The organism is Bradyrhizobium sp. USDA 4011, assembly GCF_054063415.1.
In genome coordinates this window covers 8,432,901-8,453,802 of the sequence record NZ_JBSSGG010000001.1, presented here as the reverse complement: position 1 = coordinate 8,453,802, position 20,902 = coordinate 8,432,901, and the positions used below count along the sequence as shown (strand labels likewise).

Below are 20,902 nucleotides of genomic sequence, written 5' to 3'. Positions count from 1 at the left end.
GGTTCTCAAAGGAATCCAATCGATATCCAGGGGAAGATGGCGACGATGATCAGGCCGATCAACAGCGCCAGCATGTAGCCCCAGATCGGCCGAATACCCTCGGCCGGATCGACGCGCCCGATGGCGCAGGCGGCATAATAGCCGACGCCGAACGGCGGCGCGAACAATCCGATGCCCATCGCCAGGATGATGATCATGGCGTAGTGCACCTCGTGGACGCCGACCTGGCGCGCAATCGGAAACAGCAGCGGCCCGAACAGCACGATGGCCGGAATGCCCTCCAGCACGCTGCCGAGGATCACGAAGGCCAGGATCGAGACCGCGATGAAGGTCGCCGAACCGCCCGGCAGCCCGGTCATCGACGCCGCCAGCGCCCGCGAGAAGCCGGACTGGGTCAGGCCCCAGGCCATGCCGGTCGCGGTGCCGATGATGAAGAGGATCGCGCCCGACAGGCACGCCGTGTCGATCAGTATCGGCAATAGCCGCCGCCAGTTGAACTTGCGGTAGATCAGGAGGCCGATGACGAAGGCGTAGACGATGCCGATGGTCGAGACTTCGGTGGCCGTGGCAATGCCTTCGACCACGGCGTAGCGGATCACGAAGGGCAGAGCCAATGCGGGCAGGGCGAATATCAACGCCTTGCCGATCTCGCTGCCGGTGGCGCGCTGCACGTGGCTCAAGTTCTCGCCGCGGTAGCGCCACCACACCAGTCCGGACAGCGTGATTGCCAGCACGACGCCCGGCAGCAATCCGCCGGTGAACAGCGCCGAGATCGAGACGCCGGTGACCGAGCCGATCGTGATCAGGACGAGGCTCGGCGGAATGGTTTCGGTCTGGGCGCCGGTCGCGGCCAGCAGGGCGACCAGATCGCCCGGCTTGGCGCCGCGCTCCTTCATTTCCGGGAACAGAACGGGTGCGACCGCGGCCATGTCGGCGGCCTTCGATCCGGAGATGCCGGACACCAGGTACATGGCGCCGACCAGCACGTAATGCAGGCCGCCGCGGACATGCCCGAGCAGGCTCGCCAGGAACGCCACCATCGCGCGCGCCATGCCCGTCATCTCGATCAGGAGGCCGAGGAAGACGAACAGCGGCACCGACAGCAGGATGAGGTGGCTCATGCCCTCGTCCATCCGGCCGACCAGCACCATCAGCGGCGTCCGCGTGGTCAGCGCCAGATAGCCGAAGATCGCCATGCCGAAGGCAAAGCCGATCGGCACGCCGGCGAACACGCAGAAGCCGACCACGCCGACGAAGAAGATGATCAGATTGAGGTTGCCGAGCGGCCGCAGCATCGGCTGCGCCAGCCAGAACACGCCGATCAACGCGACGACCGTCAGCGCGGCCAGCAGGAAGGTTTTGACGTCGCCGACCCGCGCCAGCCGCAGCAGCGCAAACAGTCCCATCAGGCAGGTGCCGACCGGCAGCGCCGCCGCGCGCCAGGTATTGGAGATCTGCAGCGCCGGCGTCGTGATGAAGCTTTCCTCGTAGGCGTATTCATAGGCCGGCCGCACGATCAGGATCAGGAACGCCAGCGCTGCGCAGGTCGCGACGACGTCGAGATAGGCCCAGAGCCGCGGTCCGGCGCTGGCCACCAGCGCCGTCATGCGCATGTGCTCGCCGCGACGGAGCGCGACCACCGATCCCAGCATGGCGAGCCACAGGAACAGGATCGACGCCAGTTCGTCGGACCAGATGAGCGGCGCATGCAGCACATAACGCGACACCACGCCGGCGAACAGGATGACGACCTCGGCGACGACAAGGATCGCCGCCGGGATTTCGACCAGCCATCCGAGCGCCGCCTCGATAGAACCGAGAACAGAGCGGCGGCGAGGGGGCTGTGACGCCGCCTCGCCGGCCACGGCCGGTGTCATCTCGACATGCGCCATGGCAAGCCTCCCGCTTGATCGATCAGGACAGTTTGCCGACGGACTTCTCGAGCAGATCCCAGGCCTTCTCGCCGTACTTGCCCTTCCACTCGGCGTAGAAGCCGGCGGCACGGAGCTTGTCGCGGAACGGCCCGACCTCGGGCTGGTTGAACACGAGGCCCTTGCCGGTGAGCTCCTGCTTCACGGTGGCGTTGAGCTTCTCGGTGTCCTCGCGCTCCTTGACGGCCGCCGCGTTGACGTTCTTGGCGACGATGGTCTTGATATCGTCCGGCAGAGCCGCCCAGGCTCTGCGATTCATCAGGAACCAGAAGCCGTCCCACATGTGGTTGGTCAGCGAGCAATACTTCTGGACCTCATACAGCTTCGCCGTCGAGATCAGCGCCAGCGGATTTTCCTGGCCCTCGACGATCTTGGTCTGCAGCGCCGAATAGACCTCGCTGAAATTGATCGAGGCGGGCGAGGCGTCGAAGGCCTTGAACATCGAGGTCCAGAGCGGCGATACCGGCACGCGGATCTTGAACCCCTTGTAGTCGTCGGGCCCGTTGATCGGCTTGGTCGACGACGTGGTCTGGCGGAAGCCGTTGTCCCAGATCTTGTCCATGACCTCGAGGCCGGCCTTCTTGATCTCGCCGCGCACATAGGCGCCGAGGTCGCCATCCATGGCCTTCCAGACCGTGGGATAGTCAGGGAATGCGAAACCGATACCGTTGATCGAAGCCGCCGGCACCAGGGTCGCCAGGATCAGGCCGGACAGCGTGAAGAACTCGACGCCGCCGGAGCGCACCTGGCTCAGCACGTCGGTGTCCGAGCCGAGCTGGTTGTTCGGGAACACCTGAAGGTCGAACCGGCCGTTGGTCTCGGTCTTGATCGCCGCGGACATCTCGCGGGCCCGAGCCACCAGCGGGTGCGATTCCGGCAGGTTGTTGGCGAACTTGTAAGAGAATTCGGCGGACTGGGCGCGCGCGACATAAGGCGCGCCAATGCCGCCCATGACGGCGGAAGCGGCCGAGACCTTCAGTAGCGTGCGTCGTGAAAAGCTCATCGGTTTCTCCCTCGAGAGGCTTGTTGTTGTTCTGAGATGCCAATCCTATACGGACCTGACGCCGCGGGGTCACCAGCGATCTCTGCACAGCTGGCGCTTATTGCAGTGTCCGTAGGCGGCGGCAATATCGGCTTTCTGACGAGAGGATGGTTGGGTGGATCGTCGTGCTGCCGCGAGCAGTCGAACCAGCGGTCGTCGGGCGACAAGCTGCGGCCTTGTGCGAAGATTTTCCACTAAATACCTGATCTAATTGTAGATATAAATATTCCATAATATACCTTATGCGAATTACAGATATGGGCGTCCGTATCACTTGACGCCGGGGTTTGCGGATTTGCCTGATAGTCTGCCCGCGATTCAATGGCGCCTCGTGGAGGCTTGGAGACCAATGGCCCGACGGACCGGCAGCGCTGATCTCCCGCTTCATGGTGGACGCGTGCCGCCGTGGCTGGCGCAGCGCATGGCGACGCTGGGCGCGATCATCACGCAGGCCGTGGTCCATCATTACGGCCGTGACGCATTCCTGCAGCGGCTCTCGCATCCATTCTGGTTCCAGTCGTTTGGCGCCGTGATGGGCATGGACTGGCATTCGTCGGGCATCACCACGAGCGTCATCGGCGCGCTCAAGCGCGGGCTGGCGCCGCTGCAGGACGAGCTCGGCATCTACGTCTGCGGCGGCCGCGGCAAGCATTCGCGGCGCACGCCGGACGAATTGTCGGCGCTGGGCGACCGGACCGGCGTCGATGGCATTGCCCTCACCCGCGCCAGCCGTCTGGTCGCCAAGGTCGACAGTGCCGCGGTCCAGGACGGCTTCGAGCTCTACCTGCACGGCTTCTTCGTCACCGCGGACGGCAAATGGACCGTGGTCCAGCAAGGCATGAACGATCACAAGCGGCAGGCACGACGCTACCACTGGCATTCCGAGGGGCTGCGCAGCTTCGTCGACGAGCCGCACAGCGCGATCGACGGTCCAGCGCAGGGCGAGATCGTCAATCTCACCGATCACCGCGCCGACGCCTCGCGCCAGGCTCAGCTCGATCTGCTCGCCGCGCTCGGTCCCGATGGCATCGCGCGTGAATATGCCGAGTTGACCGAGCAGGTGGCGGCGCAGGGCGATCTGTTGCACCTGATCATGCCCGGGCATCACGATGTGCGCTCGAGCGATGTCTTCATCCGCCGCCTGCACGGCACCCTCGCCGCCGCGGCCGAGCGCGGGCCGCTGGACTTCCCCGAGCTGCTGCTCACGCCGGGCGTCGGCGCCCGCACCGTCGAGTCGCTCGCCATGGTCGCGGAGGTCGTCCACGGGACGCCGTACCGTTTCCGCGATCCGGCGCGTTTCTCGCTCGCGCATGGCGGCAAGGACCGTCATCCGTTTCCGGTGCCGATCAAGGTCTATGACGAGACCATCGGCGTGCTGAAATCGGCGGTGCAGCAGGCCAAGCTCGGCCGCGACGAAGAACTGCAGGCGCTGAAGCGGCTGGATGACCAGGCCCGCAGGCTGGAGCTGACCGCAACCGGTCCGTCCTTCGATGCTTACGTGGCCAATGAGCGCGCGCGTTCGCCGGATCTCGACGGCCGCTCGGTGTTCGGCTGGGAGGCCGACCTCGCCGGCCGCGGCCGCATCACCAAACGCTAGTGCGGCGCTTGTCGACCGCGACACCTATCAGCGCCCCCGGAAGCGCGGCTTGCGCCGTCCGAGGAAGGCCGCGACGCCCTCCTTGTGATCGTCGGTCAGGCTCGCCAGCGCGAACTGGTCGAGATCCATGTGGCTGGCGAGATCGTCGAGCGCATGGGCCAGCCGGTTGACCGTCAGCTTGGTCATCGCCACCGAAATCGGCGGCTGGGCGGCGACCTTGGCCGCGAGCGCCATCGCAGCCTCGTAGGATTTGCCCGGATCAGTCACCTGCTCCACAAGACCCCATTCGTAAGCCTCGTCGGCAGAGATCCGATCGTCGGCCAGGATCACGGCCTGCTTGGTGCGCGCCGGCCCCATCAAATGCAGCATGCGCGGCACGCTCTGCCAGCTCATGTTCATGCCGAGCGCGATCTCCGGCACGCGCAGATGCGCATTGCGCGCCATGACCCGAAAATCCAGCGCAACCGCGAGCGCCACGCCGCCGCCGACGCAGAACCCTTCGATCGCGCCGATCGTGACCTGCTCCATCTCGTGCCAGGCGCGCGTCAGCCGCGGCCCGAGCTTCAGGTGACGGCGCAGTGCGCCCATGTCCATGGTCTGGCGCGAGCGTCCTTCGGCATCCTTGAGGTCGAAGCCGGCGCTGAACGATTTGGCGCCGCCGGTCAGCACCACCACCGAGGTTTCGCCATCGTCCTCGAAGCTGCGCGCCGCATCGGTCAGCTGCCGCAGCGCCTCCGGCGACAGCGCGTTGATACCGTCGCCACGGTCGAACCGCACCACGGCGATGCGCCCCTCCGGTCCGAGGCCCTTCTCGATCGTCACATCGTCAACCACGCATACCTCCCCGCTCGCATTGTTGTGTACTGCTTGCCTCGACATAGCACGGCGATTTCGCCTATTCTGTAGGCATGAGCGAACATGATCATCACCACCACGATCACGACCATTCCGAACTGTCCGAGACCGAACTGCGCGTGCGCGCGCTGGAATCGATCCTGACCGAGAAAGGCTATGTCGAGGCTGCCGCGCTCGACGCCATCGTGCAGGCTTATGAGACGAAGATCGGCCCGCATAACGGCGCCCGGGTCGTCGCCAAGGCCTGGACCGATCCCTCCTTCAAGAAGGCGCTGCTCGAGGACGCCAGCAAGGCGGTCGGCACCCTCGGCCATGTCAGCCGGGTCGGCGACCATCTGGTCGCGATCGAGAACACGCCTGGCCGTCACAACATGGTCGTCTGTACTTTGTGCTCCTGTTACCCCTGGGAGATGCTCGGCCTGCCGCCGGTCTGGTACAAGGCCTCGCCGTATCGCTCGCGCGCGGTCAAGGATCCGCGCGGCGTGCTCGCCGATTTCGGCGTGAGCCTGCCGAAGGAGACGGAAATCCGCGTCTGGGACTCCACCGCAGAGACGCGCTTTCTGGTGCTGCCGATGCGGCCCGCGGGCACCGAGGGTTGGAGCGAAGAACAGCTCGCCGAACTCGTGACGCGCGATTCCATGATCGGCACCGGATTCCCGAAAACGCCGGGAGCACCGTCGTGAACGGCGTCCACGACATGGGCGGCATGGACGGGTTCGGCAAGGTCGAGCCCGAGCCGAACGAGCCGATGTTCCATCAGGAATGGGAATCGCGGGTGCTCGCCATGGTCCGCGCGATGGGCGCGGCCGGCGCCTTCAACATCGATGCATCGCGCTTCTATCGCGAGACCCTGCCCCCGGAAGTCTATCTGTCGAGCTCCTACTACAGGAAATGGCTGCTCGGGCTGGAAGCCCTGCTGCTCGACAAGGGCTTTATCTCGAAGGACGACGTCGCTGCCGGACATTCCGTCGCGCCGGCGAAATCGCTCAAGCACGGCAAGTTCTCGATCGCCGACGTCGAGCGCATCATGGTGCGCGGCAAGTTCGGCCGCGCCGCACCGGCGCCGGCGAAGTTCAAGGCCGGCGATCGGGTGCGGGCGAAGAACATCCATCCCGCCACGCACACGCGGCTGCCGCGCTATGTGCGCGGTCATGTCGGGGTGGTCGAGCGCGATCATGGCTGTCACGTGTTCCCCGATACCGCGGCGAACGACGCCGGCGAGCATCCGCAATGGCTGTACACCGTCGTGTTCGATGGACGCGAACTGTGGGGGCCGGACTCCGATCCGACCATCAAGGTTTCGATCGACGCGTTCGAACCGTATCTGGAGGCGATCTGATGGATGCCGGCGCCGCCGCGCGCGCGACCAGCGCCGTGCCCAGCATTCCCCGCGATCAGGACGGCCCGGTGTTCCGCGCACCGTGGGAGGCGCAGGCGTTCGCCATGGCGTTGACGCTGCATGACCGCGGCGTGTTCACCTGGCCCGAATGGGCCGCCGCCCTCGCCGATGAGATCAAGCGCGCGCAGGCTGCCGGCGATCCCGACACCGGCGACACCTATTACCAGCATTGGCTCGCGACCCTCGAACACCTCGTGGCCGCCAAGGGCGTGACGACGAAGGACGCGCTGCACCGCTACCGCGACGCCTGGGACCGCGCCGCCGACCGCACCCCGCACGGCCAGCCGATCGAGCTGACGGCGGCGGATTTTGAGTAGCGGCGCGTTTCCGCCGTGCGCCCAGATCGCGCCGCATTCACAGCTGTCGTCCCTGCGAAAGCAGGGACCCATACTCCGCGGCGAATATTGCGTGAACGCGACTCGTCGTTCCAGCATCGCTCAACAATAACCACTCGTGGTTGATGGTGTGGACGGCCCCCTACGGCATCAGTGTGCCAGAATGAGGTTGTTACAAATCTCAGACATGGGAGCCGTCCGTGAACCAGATTATCCGCATTGGGATGGATACGTCGAAGCATATTTTTGTGCTGCATGGGGTTGATGCGTCCGAGCAGCCGGTCTTACGCAAGAAGCTTTCGCGCAAACTCGTGCTGGAGTTCTTCGCCAAATTGCCGCCGACGGTGATCGGGATGGAGGCCTGCGGGGCGTCGCAATATTGGGCGCGAGAGCTTTCCAGGCTGGGCCATGAGGTGAAGCTGATGGCACCGCAATTGGTGAAGCCCTACGTGATGCGGAACAAGAATGACGGGCGAGACGCAGAAGGCCTGTGTGAGGCGATGAGCCGGCCGAGCATGCGCTTTGTGCCGGTGAAAAGCGCCGAGCAGCAGGCTGCGCTGATGCTGATGGGGGTCCGCGACGGACTGATCGCCCGGCGCACCCAATTGACCAACACGATCCGCGGCCATGCGGCGGAGTATGACCTGATCGCGCCCAAGGGGCTGGAGGCGATCGAACCGCTGCTGGCGCGGATCGCGCAGGACGAGACGCTTCCCGCTCTGGCGCGCGAGCTGTTTGCCATGCTGGGCCGGGAGTGCGTCAGGCTCGAGGACGAGTTGGAGGCGGTTGAGGCCAAGCTGATGGCCTGGCACCGCGGCGATGCCACGGGCCGGCGCCTGGCGCAGATTCCGTCGATCGGTCCGATCATTGCAACGATGCTGGTGATGAAGACACCTGATCCGGCCGCGTTCCGCTCTGGTCGTCACTTTGCGGCCTGGCTGGGATTGACACCCAAGGACCACTCCACCGCAGGCAAGACCAGGCTTGGCAAGATCACGCGGGCGGGCGATGAGGACCTGCGCCGTCTGCTGGTCGTCGGGGCCACGGCGGTGATCCAGCAGGCCAGGCGCGGACGCGGTCATCACTCGCGCTGGCTACTGGCGCTGATCAAGCGCAAGCCGCCGAAGCTTGCGGCCGTAGCGCTTGCCAACAAGGTGGCGCGCATCGCCTGGAAGCTGATGGTGACGGGTGAGAGTTATGACGCCGCACGGCTGAATGCCGCTACGACGGGTACCGCTTAACAGATTGGCCGGCCGGCGGGCTCGCTCGCCGACCGACCGACCGGAGCTGCAAGAGCAGATGGAGCGATCGATCGAGCAACGATGCGAGACAATCCGTGGGACCCATCGGCCGTCAACAGGTCGCGTGGTTGTTTGGAACTCGCATCGCGCAAACCATCTTGGCCAGCGATTCATTCGATCGCACTCAACAGGCCGGACATATGGATGCAAGCGATCCGATCAATCCCAGAAAGCTCTTGTGCCACGGGGGCCGTCCACATATGGGTCCCGGCCTTCGCCGGGACGACGATGAGGATGGTTCGCGATCTCCTTTGCATGGGGTTGTTTTCGATATTTTGGTAGTGCGCCCCTGCGGACGGCGGTCCGCCCGCGGTTACGGGCCGCCCTGCGCGACATACTCCCGCCAGCCCTTGGCCCGCAGGCTGCAGGCCGGGCATTCGCCGCAGCCGTAACCCCAATCGTGCTGCGCGCCGCGTTCGCCGAGATAGCAGGTGTGCGAGTGCTCGCGGATCAGATCGACCAGCCCTGCCCCGCCGAGCTCGTGCGCGAGCCGCCAGGTCGCGGCCTTGTCGAGCCACATCAGCGGCGTGTGCAGCTCGAAGTCCCTCGCCATGCCGAGGCTGAGCGCGGACTGCAGCGCCTTGATGGTCTCGTCGCGGCAATCCGGGTAGCCGGAATAGTCGGTCTCGCACATGCCGCCGATGATGTGGCGGATGCCGCGCCGATAGGCCAGCGCCCCGGCGAACGTAAGGAACACGAGGTTGCGGCCGGGCACGAAGGTGTTGGGCAAGCCGTCCGCGCCCATTTCGATTGCGACGTCGCGGGTCAGCGCGGTATCCGAAATCTCCGACAGCGTCGGGATCGCGAGCGTGTGGCTGTCGCCGAGCTTTGCTGCCCAGTCCGGCCGCAGAGCCCTGATCCCGTCCAGCAGGCGGTCGCGGCAGTCGAGCTCGATCGCGTGGCGCTGGCCGTAGGTGAAGCCGAGCATTTCGACGCGCGCGAAGCGGTCCAACGCCCAGGCCAGGCAGGTGGTGGAATCCTGGCCGCCGGAAAACAGCACCAGCGCGGTGTCGGAATTGGTCTGATCGGTCATGGAACGCGCTTTACCACTCCTTGGCGCCACGGCCAATCGGTGGACAGCGCCGCGATTCCGGCGCGTTTTGCTGGGATCGACGGGGCTGATTTGGCATAAGGCATATACCGCTCACAGTCCGGTGCCCGATGACCCCTTCCCGCGACATTTCCCGCCTGATCGAGATCATGGCTGCGCTGCGCACGCCGGTGACCGGCTGCCCGTGGGACCTCGAACAGAATTTCGAGACCATCGCGCCCTACACGATCGAGGAGGCCTATGAAGTCGCGGATGCGATCGCGCGCGGCGATTTCGAGGATTTGCGCGAGGAGCTCGGCGACCTCCTGCTGCAGGTGGTCTATCACGCAAGGATGGCCGAGGAGCAGAACGCGTTTGCGTTCGGCGACGTGGTCGAGGCGATCACGAGGAAGATGATCCGCCGTCATCCGCACGTCTTTGCCGACAAGGACGGCAATATCCAGCCCGCCGGCGTCAAGAGCGCCTGGGAGCGCATCAAGGCCGAGGAGAAGGCCGAGCGCGCCGCTCGGCGACCGCCGGAAGAGACCGCGCACGCATCCTTGCTCGCCAGCGTGAAGGCGGGCCTCCCTGCCTTGACGCGCGCGATGGAGCTGCAGCGCAAGGCGTCCACGGTAGGCTTCGACTGGAACGACCCGCGTGCGGTGCTCGCCAAGATCCGCGAGGAGGCCGATGAGATCGAGGCCGCGCTCGACCGCAACGACAGAGCCGAGATCGCGGAGGAGACCGGCGATCTGATGTTCGCGCTGGTCAACCTCGCCCGCCACGTCGACGCCGATCCCGAAACCGCGCTGCGCGCGACCAACGCCAAGTTCGAGCGGCGTTTTGCCTATATCGAAAAGGCCCTCGCTGCGAAGGGACGCTCGCTCGAGGGCGCGACGCTTGAGGAGATGGATGCGTTGTGGAACGAGGCGAAGACTGTCGTCACTGCTGTCGTCCCTGCGAAAGCAGGGACCCATACCGCGTGATCTATCGGTAGGCTGACGGTACCAGTACCGCGTGAGTGATGAACTGGCGCGGTCGTGGGTGCGGAACTGCGACCGAGCTCAACAACGATGGCCGGTGGTTATGGGTCCCTGCTTTCGCAGGGACGACATCGAGTATGTGGGACGTGGCCGCGTCAAAATACGCAGATGCGTCCCCTCACCTCACAACAGCGTCCCGTGCAGGATCACGGCAGCAACGCCGAAATAGATTACGAGGCCGGTGACGTCGACCAGCGTCGCGACGAACGGCGCGGAGGCACTGGCCGGGTCGAAACCGATGCGCTTGAGGATGAACGGCAGCATCGATCCGGACAGCGAGCCGAAGGTGACGATGCCGACCAGCGCGGCGCCGACGGTCATGGCCACCAGCATCCAATGCGGGCCGTAGTCGAACAAGCCCAGCGTCTGCCAGAGCGTGATCCTGACGATGCCGATCACCCCCAGAATGGACCCGAGCACGATGCCGGTCGGCAGTTCGCGCAAGGCGACGCGCCACCAGTCGCGCAGCCGCACCTCATGCAACGCCAGCGATCGGATCAGGAGCGAGGTGGCCTGGGAGCCGGAATTGCCGCCGGAGCTCATGATCAGCGGGATGAACAGCGTCAGGACGATCGCCTTCTCGAGCTCGCTCTGGTACGACTGCATCGCGGTTGCGGTCAGCATTTCCGAGAGGAACAACGCGCACAGCCAGCCGCCGCGCTTCTTGATCATTTCGGGGAAGCCGATCCGCAGATACGGCTCGTCGATCGCTTCCATGCCGCCGAACTTCTGGACGTCTTCGGTCGATTCCTCGACGATGGCGTCGATGACGTCGTCGACCGTGACGATGCCGAGGATATGGCCGGGGCCGTCGACGACGGCGACCGCGAGCAGATCGTAGCGCGAGATCAGCCGCGCCGCCTCCATGCGGTCGGCCTCCGGCGAGATCATCAGCGGCTTCCGCGCCGGTGCCGCGGTGAGCACATTGGCATGCGGATCGGCCGAGATCAGGCGGCGCAGCGGCACGGCCTGGATCAGCGTCTTCTTGACCGGGTCGATCACGAAGATCGAATAGACGGTCTCGCGGGTGCGCTCGACCATCCGGATGTGATGCAGGACCTCGGCGATGGTCCAGTTCGAGGGCACGCTGACGAATTCGGTCGTCATGATGCTGCCGGCGCTGCGTTCGGGATAGGCCAGCAGCCCGGAGATGACGCTGCGGGTATCCGGATTGAGGCCGTTCAGCAGCGTGGTGCGCAGCGGCTCGACCAGCTCCTTGAAGATGTCGGCGGCGCGGTCGTCGGAGACGCCCGACAGCAGCGACACCGCCGTGTCCTTCGGCAGTTCGGCCAGGATCTCGCAGGTGTTGTCGAGCCCGGGCAGGTCGAGCACCTCGATCGCCTTCTCGGCCGGCAGCGATTGCAGCAGCTTCGCCGCATCCGCCGGCTCCCGGGCATTGAGGGCATCGACGATCTCGGGCGCCCGCACATGGGCAAGGTCCCCGTTCTGGCCGGCGAGCGTGTCGTGGGTAATGGTTTCGCTGGTGTCCTGCATCGATCCGCCTCGGCTTTGCGTCCAGCAGCGCAATGAACCAAGGCGGCGCAGATTTCAAACAGAAAGTGCGGCGGCACGTCGCAGGCGCGGTCGAGTGAAGCCGCGTCACGGCGCCGTCACATTTCGGGAGATTGCGAGGTGCCGTCCCGGAGGGCCGCTCAGGCCCGGCCGAACAGTTTCGCGGCGTCGTCCACCGCCTGGCGCGCGGCGGCAAGATCCGGCGTTTCGTTGTCGTCGTTGAAGGCGAAATAGTCGTTTTCGCCGACCGGCTGGACAACGATGCCGTCGCGCCGGCCGAGGACGCTGAGGTTGCGGTAGAAGACGCCGTAATTGACATCCGGCTGGGGGATGAGCCAGGCGATCTGGCCGCGCACCGGAACGATGCTCTCGTCACGGAACAGCGCACGGGCGCCGTAGCCGGTGCAATTGACAATGACGGTTTCGCGGATCTTCGAAAGATCGGACGGCGTGTGCAGTTCGATCGGGACGAAGAGTCCACTGGCCCGCTGAAACTCTGCTTCGAGCTGACGGTAGAGATCCGTGACGTTGTAGGTCAGCGAGGCGCTCTTCCACGCGTACGGCGCCGGAAACGGATTTGCTCCGGCGGCCAGCAAGTCCCATCGCGGCGTGAGCGACCTGATCCGGCCGCGCAATTCGAGGAATTTCTTTGAGCCGGCGCCCGAGGCATGCTGGCGCCTGTGCGGGCGGCCGTCGGCGTCGGGCGCATCGTCGGACAGCAAATAGCGATCGGTCCATTCGATCGGATTGCCGGCAAGGCCGAGATAGCTTTGATGGGTGGCAAAGGTCGTCCGGGCCACCCGCTCCCAGCGGTCGGCAAAGTCCGGCGTGACATCTGCTTCCATCGCGATACGCGAATCCGGCGACCAGTCCCCGGTCGCACGCGCCGAGCGCACCTGCGGGAAGCGCTCCTTGGCGTAGATCGTCACGGTCGCGTCCATCCTCTGGGCGGTGATCGCCGTCGTCAGACCGATCGCGCCGGCGCCGAGGACAGCAATGTTGCGCGCGCTCAATTGCAGGGCGAGCGGCACGGCCTCCTGCGCGGCGCCCCAGGACAGCGACCAGCCGCTGCCGCCGTGTCCGTAATTGTGGACGACATATTTGCTGTCGATCCATTCCGCTTCGATGCGCGGACCGGCGGCGCGGAACGGACGCAGGCATACGGTGACACGAAACATGCGGTCTGGACGCGCAAGAACCGGCCGGAGCGCGGGCGCGTCGACGAAAGCAGCGTTGTCGGCAACGCCACGCGTTGAGATCCCTGCGACCGCAGCGCTTGCCAGGCCGCCGCCGAGAAATGTTCGACGGTTGAACATCGTTCCCCCTTGCCGCCCGCGGATTCCCGGGACGCTACATCCCGTGCGGCAGAGCATCGAATCGTGACATGACGATGTCGCGCTTGGTCTCGTCGACCCGCACCGTCATGTCGAAGCGCTCGCCATTGAGCTCCTTGTTCAGGACCTCGGCATTGCGATGCAGCCAGCTGATGCCGGCGCCGTCGGAGGCGTCGATCGAAAGATTGAGCGTGATGCGCTTGGCCGCGAGGCGGTCCTCGATCGCGGCCAGGAGCTCATTGATCCCCTCGCCTGTGACGGCCGAGACGAGGAAGCACGGCCGCTCCGGCGGCCGGCGCGCGGCGATGTTGCGCAGATTGTCCCGCGCCTCCGGATCGAAGCGATCGATCTTGTTCCAGACCTCGATGATGCGCTGGCCGCCGTCGGCGTCGGGATCGATGCCGAGCTGGTGCAGCACCGCCTCGACGTCGCGCTCCTGCGCCTCCGCATCCTCGTGGGAGATGTCGCGGACATGCAGGATGATGTCGGCTTCCAGCACCTCCTCCAGCGTGGCGCGGAACGCGGCCACCAGCTGGGTCGGCAGATTGGAGATGAAGCCGACCGTGTCCGACAGCATCGCCTTGCCGCCATGCGGCAGGTCGAGCGCGCGAAGGGTCGGGTCGAGCGTCGCAAACAGCATGTCCGCAGCCTGCACGTCGGCGCGCGTCAGGCGGTTGAACAGGGTTGATTTTCCGGCATTGGTGTAGCCAACCAGCGCCACCACGCGGTATGGCACGCGCTGGCGTCCGGCGCGATGCAACCGCCGCGTCGCCTGCACCTTCTTCAGCTCGTTCTCAAGCCGCGTGATGCGGTCGCCAATCAGGCGGCGGTCGGCCTCGATCTGGGTCTCGCCCGGGCCGCCCATGAAGCCGAAGCCGCCGCGCTGGCGTTCGAGATGGGTCCATGACCGCACCAGGCGGCTGCGCTGGTAATTGAGATGGGCAAGCTCGACCTGCAGCGCGCCTTCCTTGGTCTTGGCGCGGCGGCCGAAGATTTCCAGGATCAGGCCGGTGCGGTCGAGCACCTTGGTGCTCCAGGCCTTCTCGAGGTTGCGCTGCTGGATCGGCGACAACGCGCAATCCATCACCACGAGTTCGACCTTGTCGCCGGCGACGAGGCCGTTGATCTCCTCGACCTTGCCCTTGCCGAGATAGGTCGCGGGCCGGATCTGGCTGATCGGCGCGACGACGGATTCCACCACAGTGAGGTCGATCGCACCGGCGAGGCCGGCGGCTTCCTCGATCCGCGCTTCGAAGTCGCGGACAGAGGAATCCGTTTGCGCATCGCCGTCGCCACGGCGCATGCGCAGGTACGGGCCGATGACGACCACCCGCCCGGTGCTCAAGTCCCCCGCCGACCCGGGCCTAGACTTGGTCCGGTCGACGCCCCCTTCAGGATTGAAGGGTTCCAATCAATTCACTCTCAAGCCGGTGCGTCCTCACCACCTTCGAACAGCTGAATCGGAGCGCCGGGCATGATGGTCGAGATCGCGTGCTTGTAGACAAGCTGCGAGTGACCGTCGCGCCGCAGCAGCAAGCAGAAATTGTCGAACCATGTGACAATGCCCTGCAGCTTTACCCCGTTGACCAGAAATATCGTCAGTGGCGTTTTTGTTTTACGAACGTGATTAAGGAAGGTGTCTTGTAGATTTTGTGCGCGGTCTGCCGCCATTGTTTTTGTCCCGCAAGCTTGTGCTTCTTTTTATTAAACCGGTTGCGGCTCTCTGACGGAGCCTCCTCCGGCTGCCCGCCTTCCCTGAGATCCCCCTCTGGCAGGCGTAGCGGTAGGATTAGAGGCCACGCGCGGTTTTTAGGCAAGCCGGTTCGCGCGGCAGTCGGTAGGAACACGGTGGCAATTCTAAGAAAGCGCAGGGAAAGAGACGAATATTCTCGTGGAGAGTGGATAAATCCCCGGGTTGTGCCGGCCCTGCCCTCGCCTCGCGCGCCCACCCGGACCCGAGCCTGGCTCCTGCTTCCCCGGCGGTAACCGCCGAGGCTTCGCGCCAAGCCGCCGGCGATTGCCCGCCCAGGCGTATCGGGATCAGCCGACCCCGTGCGTCAGCCGACCCCGAGCGCCTTCAGCTTGCGATGCAGGGCCGAGCGTTCCATGCCGACGAACTCCGCGGTGCGCGAGATGTTGCCGGAGAAGCGGCTGATCTGGGCGATCAGATAATCGCGCTCGAACACCTCGCGCGCCTCGCGCAGCGGCAAGCCCATGATGTGCTCGCCATTGTTGGAGGTCGGCATCGCCGGCACCATGGAGCCGACGTCCTGCGGCAGCATGTCGGCGGTGATGATCGCCTCCGGCCCGCCGCCGGCCAGGATCATCACGCGCTCGACATTGTTGCGGAGCTGGCGGACGTTGCCCGGCCAGACATGCGATTGCAGCACGGCCATCGCGTCCTGTCCGATCTGCCGCTTCGGCAGGCCGGTCGCCGCCGAAATCTGGTCCATGAAATAGTCGATCAGCTCGGGGATGTCCTCGCGGCGCTCCGACAGCGGCGGCACCCGGATCGGCACCACCGAGAGGCGATGATAGAGATCCTCGCGGAAACGGCCCGCCGCGATCTCCTCCTCGAGATTGCGCGCGGTCGAGGAGATGATGCGGACGTCGACATGGACCTTGCCGGTGCCGCCCTGGCGCTGGAAGGTCTGATCGACCAGTACGCGCAGGATCTTGTTCTGGGTCTCGCGCGGCATGTCCGCGATCTCGTCGATGAACAGCGTGCCGCCATGCGCTTCCTCGAGCGCACCGGCCTTGCGCTGCTGCTCGCCGTTCGATCCCTCGATGCCGAACAGCTCGATCTCCATGCGCTCCGGCGTGATCGCGGCCGCATTGATCACCACGAACGGCCCCTCGGCGCGCCCGGAGGCATGATGCAACGTGCGCGCGGCGAGCTCCTTGCCGGCGCCGGAGGGACCGACGATCAGGATGCGGCTGTTGGCCTTGGCGGCGCGGTCGATGGTCTGGCGCAGCTGGTTCATGCAGGCCGAGCGTCCGGTCAGGACGCTCGCAGCCGGCGCCAGTTGCTTGAGCTCCTTCACCTCGCGCTTGAGCCGCGAGGTCTCCAGCGCGCGGGTCGCGACCAGGATCAGCCGGTCAGACTTGAACGGCTTCTCGATGAAGTCATAGGCGCCGCGCTTGATCGCCGCGACGGCGGTCTCGATGTTGCCGTGGCCGGAGATCATCACGACCGGCAGATCGGCATTGTCCTTCTTGATCTGCTCGAGCAGCTGCAGGCCGTCGAGCTTGGAGCCCTGCAGCCAGATGTCGAGGAAGACCAGGTTCGGGCGGCGGTTGGCGATCTCGGCCAGCGCCGAATCGCTGTCGCGCGCGGTGCGCGTGGAGAACCCCTCATCGTCCAGGATACCCGCAACGAGGTCACGAATGTCAGCTTCGTCGTCGACAATCAGAATGTCACTTGCCATGGGTTACACCTGCGTTGTCAGTCGCCCGTCGCGGCTTTGATTCGTGGCTGTTGGCTTCTTGGCTCTTGCGCATTTGGCTCTTGGTTACTTGGTTCTTGCTGATCGGGTTCTTGGATTAGTTGTTGGATTTTTGGTTCATTGTTGGTCGCCTGTGCCGGGCCGTTGGTCGGCTCTTGCGGCGGATTTTTTTCGCTGTCGGGGTCGGATGATTTCACGTCCGGCTTTTGTTCCTTGCTCTCCGGTTTGGCCGCCTGGCCCGTGACGGAGAAGCGCAGCCGCATCCAGGCACCGCGCTGGCCCTCGCGGAAATCGGACGCGTCCTTGAGTTCGATGCGACCGCCATGGTCCTCCAGAACGCGACCGACGATCGCAAGTCCAAGGCCGGTGCCCTTCGCACGCGTCGTGACATAGGGCTCGAGCAGGCGCGCACGGGCGACCTTGGGCAGGCCGATGCCGTTGTCGACGACATCGATCAGGATGTCGTCGCCTTCGCGCTGCGCCACGACGTCGATGCGGCCCTTGCCGAGCTCCTCGCGCGGGACCTGCTCGATCGCCTCGGTCGCGTTCTTGATGATGTTGGTCAGCGCCTGCGAGATCAGCCTGCGGTCGAACTGTGCCGGCAGGGGCGACTGCTTGATGTCGGCCTCGATGTCGAGATCCGGATGCGCGACCTTCATCAAAAACACCGCCTGACGCACCACGTCGGCGACGTCCTCGCCTTCGATCACGGGCTTCGGCATCCGCGCGAAGCGCGAGAACTCGTCGACCATGCGCCTGATGTCGTCGACCTGGCGCACGATGGTGTCAGTGCACTGCTCGAAGATCGACTTGTCCTTTTCTTCGGTGATGGTCTTGCCGAACTTGCGGCGGATCCGCTCGGCCGAGAGCTGGATCGGGGTCAGCGGGTTCTTGATCTCGTGGGCGATGCGGCGGGCGACGTCGCCCCAGGCCGAGGTGCGTTGCGCGGAGACCAGTTCGGTGATGTCGTCGAGCGTGATGATGTAGCTGTCGCGGGACTGGCTGGTCTGCTCGGCGGAGACGCGAACCGACAGATTGCGCTCATTGCCGTCGCGCAGGATCGTGACCTGCCCCTGCACCAGGCGCTGGGTGCCCTCGCGTGCGGTCCTCATCATCTCGTCGAGCTCCGGCAGCACGTCCGAGAGCGGATGGCCGAGCGTCTCCGACTCGGCATGCCCGATCAGCTTCTCCGCCGAGCGATTGAGCACGCCGATGGTGCCGGAGGCGTCGACCCCGATGATCCCTGCGCTAGCCGACGACAGCACCGCCTCGATGAAGCGGCGGCGGCTGTCGATGGTCTCGCTGGCGTCGACCAGCTCATTGCGCTGGGTGCGCAGCTCCTGGGTCATCTTGTTGAAGATTTCGCCGAGCATCGCGAGGTCACTTGCCGATTTGTGGACCGGCACCTGGACATTGAGGTTGCCGGTCGAGACCTCGCTCGCGGCGCCCATCAGCTGGCGGATCGGCGACACCAGCCCGTTGGCGAAATTCAGGCCGATCAGCACCGAAGCCATCAGGATGGTCAGCGCGATCACCGCGAACATCAGCGCGAACGCCACCTGGATGCCCAGCCGGCGGGTCTCGAGCTGGGCGTATTCGGCGGCGCTGGTCTGGGTCTGCTTGAGCTGGGCGACGACAGCCGGATCGAGCAGACGCGCCACATACAGGAACATGTCGTCATAGGCCCGCAGGCGGACCACGGAGGCGACGTAGTTTTCAGGAAAGACCGAGATCTTCGGCTCGGTCTCGTTGATATCCTTGAGGATGTCGGGTGGCGGCGCTTCATAGTTGAAGCGAACGCCGGTTTGCGCGCTGGCGACGATCTTGCCGTCCTTGTCCATCAGAACCGCGACCGGCAAATTGCGCGCCTCGGCGCCGGCGGTCAGGAGTTGCAGGAACGTCATGCGATCCTGGTCGTAGAGCGGACGCGCATGAGCGAGATCGTTGGCCATCGCCAGCGTGTCGCCGTTGATGAGCTGCGCGTGCTCCTGCATGTAGGCGCTGGCGATCGTCAGCGAGTTCTGGATCACCTGCTTGGTGGGACCCGAGAACAGCCGGTCGAGGCCGCGCTCAATGGTGACATTGGCGACGATCGACACCAGCACGGCGGGCAAGACCGCGATCACCGAGAACAGGCCGACGATCTGCACGTGCAGCCGTGCCGCCGCCCGGCCGCGCCGCCTCGCCTGCACCATCTGCCAGACTTCCCTGACGATGATGCCGACCAGCAGCAGGATCGTGGCGGCGTTGATCATCAGGAAGGAGCGGACGACGTCTGAGGTCGGCTCGATCGGGGTCAGGCCGGTCAGCACCACGAAGGTCAGGAAGGCGGACAGCAGCGCGATCGCCACGGCGAACGGCGCCAGCCAGCGCCGCAGCGGGAAGCCCCGCGCCTCTGCATTGGGCTCGGCCGGGGGCGCGTGTAACGTCGAAGCGGTGGTCTCTGCGCTGGTCATACCGGCAATTGAGCTGAGTGCGATCGCCCGCGGGAATTGCGAACTGATGCAATCATATCACAATGTTGCCGAATTACGACATTTCCGCGGCGCAAACCCCGTTGTGGCGCCGTGTCCTCAAACCATTTGTGTGACTACTCAAAAACGGCGGCGAGGCTCGCGCCCCGCCCCGTCAGCCCTAGCCCCCGCTCCGGTACACCTGGATATCGAGGTCGCGGATCTTCTTGCGCAAGGTATTGCGGTTCAATCCGAGCAGGTCGGCGGCCCGGATCTGGTTGCCGCGGGTCGCCGCCAGCGCGGCGGTCAGAAGCGGGATCTCGATCTCCTTGAGGATGCGGTGGTAGAGGCCCGGCGGCGGCACGCCGTTTGGGAAGCCGGAGAAGTGCGAGGACAGGTAGGCCTCCACGGCACCGCCGAGATTGTCGACGCCGACGGTCGCGGTGCTGCCCGAGGTGACGGCCGGCGGCGCCAGCTCGCCGTCGATGACAGAAGCGGTGATGACGTCCTGCGGATAGAGCGCGGCGAGCCGCCGGGCGAGGTTTTCCAGCTCGCGGACGTTGCCCGGCCAGCGGTGCTGCTTCAGCCGCTCCAGCGCCTGGGTGTCGAGCTTCTTCGGCGGCAGGCCGTCCTTCTCGGCGAGCGAGAAGAAGTGCCGGATCAGGTCGGGCAGATCCTCGATGCGCTCGCGTAGCGGCGGCAGCCGCAGCGGCACCACGTTGAGGCGGAAGAACAGATCTTCGCGGAACAGGCCCTGCTGGATCAGGATGCGCAGGTCCTTGTTGGAGGCCGCGACGATGCGCACGTCGGTCTTGATCGGCGTGCGGCCGCCGACGGTGGTGTATTCGCCCTGCTGCAGCACGCGGAGCAGACGGGTCTGCGCCTCCATCGGCATGTCGCCGATCTCGTCGAGGAACAGCGTGCCGCCCTCGGCCTGCTCGAAGCGGCCGGAGGCACGGGTATTGGCGCCGGTGAACGCGCCGCGCTCGTGGCCGAACAATTCGGATTCGATCAGGTCGCGCGGGATCGCCGCCATGTTGACCGCGACGAACGGGCCATTGCGGCGCCGGCCGTAATCGTGCAGCGCGCGGGCGACCAGCTCCTTGCCGGTGCCTGATTCACCTGAAATCATGACGGTGAGATCGGTCTGCATCAGCCGCGCCAGCACGCGGTAGATCTCCTGCATCGCCGGGGAGCGGCCAACCAGCGGAATTGAGTCGAACTCGCCGTCGTCGGCGGGACTGGCGACCCGCTCCTTCGGCTCGGCCAGCGCGCGGCCGACGATCGTGATCAGCTCCTTCAGGTCGAACGGCTTCGGCAGATATTCGTAGGCGCCGCGCTCGGAGGCGCGGATCGCGGTCATGAAGGTGTTCTGCGCGCTCATCACGATGACAGGCAAATTCGGCCGCATCTTCTTGATCCGCGGCAGCAGATCAAACGCGTTCTCGTCGGGCATCACCACGTCGGTGATGACGAGATCGCCCTCGCCCTGGCTGACCCAGCGCCATAGCGTGGCGGCGTTACCGGTCAGGCGCACCTCATAGCCGGCGCGCGACAGCGCCTGGTTCAGCACGGTCCGGATGGCGGTGTCGTCGTCAGCGACAAGTATGCTACCTGCAGGCAT

General features: G+C 65.4%; 17 protein-coding genes. 6 read left to right on the top strand and 11 right to left on the bottom strand.

Annotated elements, in window-relative coordinates:
• Positions 1-5: 5 nt before the first annotated feature.
• Positions 6-1,892 (bottom strand): TRAP transporter large permease, encoded by a 1,887-nt coding sequence (locus ACVW1C_RS40180; protein ID WP_456762940.1) that lies wholly within the window; start codon positions 1,890-1,892, stop codon positions 6-8.
• A 22-nt stretch (positions 1,893-1,914) separates the two neighbouring features.
• Positions 1,915-2,934: a TRAP transporter substrate-binding protein gene (locus ACVW1C_RS40175; RefSeq protein WP_456762939.1), complete on the bottom strand. Its 1,020-nt coding sequence runs from the start codon at positions 2,932-2,934 to the stop codon at positions 1,915-1,917.
• Between the two features lie 388 nt (positions 2,935-3,322).
• Between ACVW1C_RS40175 and ACVW1C_RS40170 the strand changes: the two genes are divergently transcribed.
• Positions 3,323-4,570 (top strand): DUF763 domain-containing protein, encoded by a 1,248-nt coding sequence (locus tag ACVW1C_RS40170; RefSeq protein WP_456762938.1) that lies wholly within the window; start codon positions 3,323-3,325, stop codon positions 4,568-4,570.
• Positions 4,571-4,597: 27 nt separating this feature from the next.
• On the opposite strand, the gene ACVW1C_RS40165 is transcribed toward ACVW1C_RS40170, so the two are convergent.
• Positions 4,598-5,404: an enoyl-CoA hydratase/isomerase family protein gene (locus tag ACVW1C_RS40165; protein WP_456762937.1), complete on the bottom strand. Its 807-nt coding sequence runs from the start codon at positions 5,402-5,404 to the stop codon at positions 4,598-4,600.
• A 74-nt stretch (positions 5,405-5,478) separates the two neighbouring features.
• Here ACVW1C_RS40165 and nthA point away from each other — a divergent pair, with 74 nt between their 5' ends.
• The 4 genes from nthA (at position 5,479) to ACVW1C_RS40145 (ending at position 8,400) form a co-directional block, all read left to right on the top strand.
• The gene (nthA, locus tag ACVW1C_RS40160) at positions 5,479-6,108 is read left to right on the top strand and encodes a nitrile hydratase subunit alpha (RefSeq protein WP_456762936.1); all 630 of its coding nucleotides are present in this window, start codon (positions 5,479-5,481) and stop codon (positions 6,106-6,108) included.
• Positions 6,105-6,764: a nitrile hydratase subunit beta gene (nthB, locus tag ACVW1C_RS40155; RefSeq protein WP_456762935.1), complete on the top strand. Its 660-nt coding sequence runs from the start codon at positions 6,105-6,107 to the stop codon at positions 6,762-6,764. The genes nthA and nthB overlap by 4 nt, the downstream gene beginning before the upstream one ends.
• Positions 6,764-7,141 carry a nitrile hydratase accessory protein gene (locus ACVW1C_RS40150; RefSeq protein WP_456762934.1) on the top strand — a complete coding sequence of 126 codons (378 nt, stop codon included), beginning with the start codon at positions 6,764-6,766 and terminating at the stop codon, positions 7,139-7,141. Before nthB ends, ACVW1C_RS40150 begins: the two co-directional genes overlap by 1 nt.
• A gap of 218 nt (positions 7,142-7,359) precedes the next feature.
• The gene (locus ACVW1C_RS40145; RefSeq protein WP_456758036.1) at positions 7,360-8,400 is read left to right on the top strand and encodes an IS110 family RNA-guided transposase; all 1,041 of its coding nucleotides are present in this window, start codon (positions 7,360-7,362) and stop codon (positions 8,398-8,400) included.
• 373 nt (positions 8,401-8,773) lie between these two features.
• Here the strand turns inward: ACVW1C_RS40145 and queC are convergent, their stop codons facing one another.
• Positions 8,774-9,493: a 7-cyano-7-deazaguanine synthase QueC gene (gene queC, locus ACVW1C_RS40140; protein ID WP_456762933.1), complete on the bottom strand. Its 720-nt coding sequence runs from the start codon at positions 9,491-9,493 to the stop codon at positions 8,774-8,776.
• A 128-nt stretch (positions 9,494-9,621) separates the two neighbouring features.
• Here queC and mazG point away from each other — a divergent pair, with 128 nt between their 5' ends.
• Positions 9,622-10,476 carry a nucleoside triphosphate pyrophosphohydrolase gene (mazG, locus tag ACVW1C_RS40135; protein ID WP_456762932.1) on the top strand — a complete coding sequence of 285 codons (855 nt, stop codon included), beginning with the start codon at positions 9,622-9,624 and terminating at the stop codon, positions 10,474-10,476.
• A 180-nt stretch (positions 10,477-10,656) separates the two neighbouring features.
• Here mazG and mgtE read toward each other — a convergent pair whose 3' ends face one another.
• The 7 genes from mgtE to ntrC form a co-directional block, all read right to left on the bottom strand.
• Positions 10,657-12,027 carry a magnesium transporter gene (gene mgtE / locus ACVW1C_RS40130; protein WP_456762931.1) on the bottom strand — a complete coding sequence of 457 codons (1,371 nt, stop codon included), beginning with the start codon at positions 12,025-12,027 and terminating at the stop codon, positions 10,657-10,659.
• Between the two features lie 158 nt (positions 12,028-12,185).
• Positions 12,186-13,361: an FAD-dependent oxidoreductase gene (locus ACVW1C_RS40125; RefSeq protein ID WP_456762930.1), complete on the bottom strand. Its 1,176-nt coding sequence runs from the start codon at positions 13,359-13,361 to the stop codon at positions 12,186-12,188.
• Between the two features lie 34 nt (positions 13,362-13,395).
• On the bottom strand, positions 13,396-14,790 hold the full coding sequence (gene hflX / locus ACVW1C_RS40120; protein ID WP_456762929.1) for a GTPase HflX: 1,395 nt from the start codon (positions 14,788-14,790) through the stop codon (positions 13,396-13,398).
• A gap of 11 nt (positions 14,791-14,801) precedes the next feature.
• Entirely contained in the window at positions 14,802-15,050 is a 249-nt protein-coding gene (gene hfq, locus ACVW1C_RS40115) for an RNA chaperone Hfq (protein WP_006020546.1), read from the bottom strand.
• A 386-nt stretch (positions 15,051-15,436) separates the two neighbouring features.
• A complete protein-coding gene (gene ntrX, locus ACVW1C_RS40110; protein WP_028331957.1) occupies positions 15,437-16,807 on the bottom strand; it encodes a nitrogen assimilation response regulator NtrX in 1,371 nt (456 codons plus the stop codon).
• Positions 16,808-16,824: 17 nt separating this feature from the next.
• Positions 16,825-19,281, bottom strand: a complete 2,457-nt coding sequence (locus ACVW1C_RS40105; protein WP_456762928.1) for an ATP-binding protein — start codon at positions 19,279-19,281, stop codon at positions 16,825-16,827.
• Positions 19,282-19,459: 178 nt separating this feature from the next.
• The gene (gene ntrC / locus ACVW1C_RS40100; protein ID WP_456762927.1) at positions 19,460-20,902 is read right to left on the bottom strand and encodes a nitrogen regulation protein NR(I); all 1,443 of its coding nucleotides are present in this window, start codon (positions 20,900-20,902) and stop codon (positions 19,460-19,462) included.

Coding starts and splice junctions, on each gene's coding strand:
- ACVW1C_RS40180 (WP_456762940.1), bottom strand. CDS start 1,892: ATGGCGCATGTCGAGATGACACCGGCCGTGGCCGGCGAGGCGGCGTCA.
- ACVW1C_RS40175 (WP_456762939.1), bottom strand. CDS start 2,934: ATGAGCTTTTCACGACGCACGCTACTGAAGGTCTCGGCCGCTTCCGCC.
- ACVW1C_RS40170 (WP_456762938.1), top strand. CDS start 3,323: ATGGCCCGACGGACCGGCAGCGCTGATCTCCCGCTTCATGGTGGACGC.
- nthA (WP_456762936.1), top strand. CDS start 5,479: ATGAGCGAACATGATCATCACCACCACGATCACGACCATTCCGAACTG.
- ACVW1C_RS40150 (WP_456762934.1), top strand. CDS start 6,764: ATGGATGCCGGCGCCGCCGCGCGCGCGACCAGCGCCGTGCCCAGCATT.
- queC (WP_456762933.1), bottom strand. CDS start 9,493: ATGACCGATCAGACCAATTCCGACACCGCGCTGGTGCTGTTTTCCGGC.
- mazG (WP_456762932.1), top strand. CDS start 9,622: ATGACCCCTTCCCGCGACATTTCCCGCCTGATCGAGATCATGGCTGCG.
- mgtE (WP_456762931.1), bottom strand. CDS start 12,027: ATGCAGGACACCAGCGAAACCATTACCCACGACACGCTCGCCGGCCAG.
- ACVW1C_RS40125 (WP_456762930.1), bottom strand. CDS start 13,361: ATGTTCAACCGTCGAACATTTCTCGGCGGCGGCCTGGCAAGCGCTGCG.
- hfq (WP_006020546.1), bottom strand. CDS start 15,050: ATGGCGGCAGACCGCGCACAAAATCTACAAGACACCTTCCTTAATCAC.
- ntrX (WP_028331957.1), bottom strand. CDS start 16,807: ATGGCAAGTGACATTCTGATTGTCGACGACGAAGCTGACATTCGTGAC.
- ACVW1C_RS40105 (WP_456762928.1), bottom strand. CDS start 19,281: ATGACCAGCGCAGAGACCACCGCTTCGACGTTACACGCGCCCCCGGCC.
- ntrC (WP_456762927.1), bottom strand. CDS start 20,902: ATGCCTGCAGGTAGCATACTTGTCGCTGACGACGACACCGCCATCCGG.